The 1,937-nt window shown below is 60.6% G+C and carries 2 protein-coding genes; both read right to left on the bottom strand.

Annotation, left to right across the window (positions count from 1 at the left end):
• On the bottom strand, window positions 1–817 hold an 817-nt coding region (locus KBZ33_RS21385; RefSeq protein WP_255012033.1), incomplete at its 3' end, for an acyltransferase.
• Window positions 817–1,937, bottom strand: a 1,121-nt coding sequence (locus KBZ33_RS21380; protein WP_261362598.1) for an SGNH hydrolase domain-containing protein, incomplete at its 5' end; no start/stop codon positions are given. The genes KBZ33_RS21385 and KBZ33_RS21380, both read right to left, overlap by 1 nt.

The following is a 1,937-nucleotide window of genomic DNA, read 5'->3' as shown; positions in this document are numbered from 1 at the left end:
GCACACCAGGCAACGGAAAGCCTTCACGCTCCGATGTCGCCACCACCGCCCACAACAGCAGCGCTCCACCCACCAGACGCAGCCACCGGCCCTTCATCCAGCTCGCCCCCAGCAGCCCACGCCGTTGTGCCACCAGCAGCAACGAGCCGATCGTCAGTTCCCACAACCGGCTCGGCATCAGGAAAAACGCCGCCATCGGTGCGTTCTGCGTCCACCACCAGCTCGCCCCCAGCGACAGCACGATCAGCGCCGTAAGCAGCGGCACGCTCCGCCGCACCCCATAGCCGATCCCCAGCATCAGCAGCGGAAACACCAGGTAGAACTGCTGCTCCACACCCAGCGACCAGGTGTGCAGGAACGGGTTCAGATCCGCATCCGGGTTGAAGTAATCGATCTGACCCATCAGGTAGTTGTTCGACCACCCGAACAGCGCCTTCAAGGCCGCGTTGAAATACGCGCCGCTCTCCAGCGGCGGAATCAACATCGCCACCGCCAGGCTTGTCACCAGCAGGCACGCCAGCAGGTTCGGCAGCAAGCGCCGCACACGCCGCAGGTAGAACGTCCCCAGACGCGGCCACAGCGGCTTGCTGGCCTGGCCCAGCAACGAGCCCATCACCACATAGCCCGAAATCACAAAAAACACGTCCACTCCCGTGAACCCGCCCGGCAACCACCCCTTGTTCAGGTGGAACACCAGCACCGCCAGCATCGCCGCACCACGCAGCGCATCGATGTCCGGCCGGTAGGCAAAGCGCCCAGACGACGAGCCCTTGTCTGGGGAGGCGACGGGGTTGCTGCTGGCGATCGCGGCCACCATCAGCGGGCTGACGCCGGGATCAGACCGGACGCCACCAGGAAGCGCTCAAACGGCTCCGCCAGGGAGCGACTACCCGTCATGCTCAGGTGGTGGGAATCAGAGTAGATCACATTTCCTTTTGCATCGCGATAGCGTACTTTTGCAGAAGAATCAAGCAGTGCCTGGGTGGGATCAAAAACATGAACGTTCTTGAAGCCTACGGCCACCTCATTGAGGATGGATGCAATCAGTTTCTGCCTGGCCGAAGTAATTTCGGCATCAAAAGCACAACTTCTCTGGGAACCTTTCGGGCAGAATACAATGTCCTGAGACAAGGGTGGCGTATCGACCACCAGCACCAGCTGAATCCCTCTTTTGCTCAGAAGCAAAGCATAAGCTTGCATCGAAGCCAGGTGAGCACGACGCAACTCGGAGATATTGAGTGGCTTGCCGTCCAGCCGTGCCGGCGTCTCAAGCTCAGAGCCGCTGGCATGGACGCTGCCGAGATAGTTGTGAAGGTTACTTGAAATCATGACGATATCCCCTGGCTTGAGCCGTTCAATGGCTCGCTCCATTTCACCGACAGCAAAATCAGTACAGGGCTGATAGGGCTTTTGGCTTAGCTGTAAGGTAAGCGCCGGATCAAGGAAGCAGGAAGGCTTGTTCGAGAAAGTGATTCTCTGACCGGTGCGACGGGTCACCAGATCGAGCATCGGCAGCAGATGCTGGGCATGGGAATCACCCAGCAGAAAGATCTCTCCAGCACCAGGCCGGCCTGGCTTCTGGCAGCGATCGTAATTGGGCCGTGATTCCGGGCCGTAGGGCTTCCAGTAATCGAGGGTACAGGTCTTATCAATCAGAGTTCCTGGAATGGTGGGATTCCAATCCTGAACACGTTCGTGACGGGGGACCGGCGTGGGGTCACTGCCGACGAACCACTTGCCCCGGAACTGGTGATGCAACGCCTCGATCCCCATCCACAGGCCCACCACCGCCAGCAGCGCCAGTCCCAGTTCCCACCACCACTGCAGCGGATACCGGCGTACCGGCTGCTCCACCAGCCCATAGGCCGCCACCGCCAGAACCACACTCCCCACCACCGCCAACCCGTACTGCCACCACGTCTCCATCCCCCACGTCC

It is taken from the genome of Cyanobium sp. Cruz-8D1, assembly GCF_024345975.1.
Classification (GTDB): domain Bacteria; phylum Cyanobacteriota; class Cyanobacteriia; order PCC-6307; family Cyanobiaceae; genus Cyanobium.
This window is presented reverse-complemented; position numbering and strand designations above follow the sequence as displayed.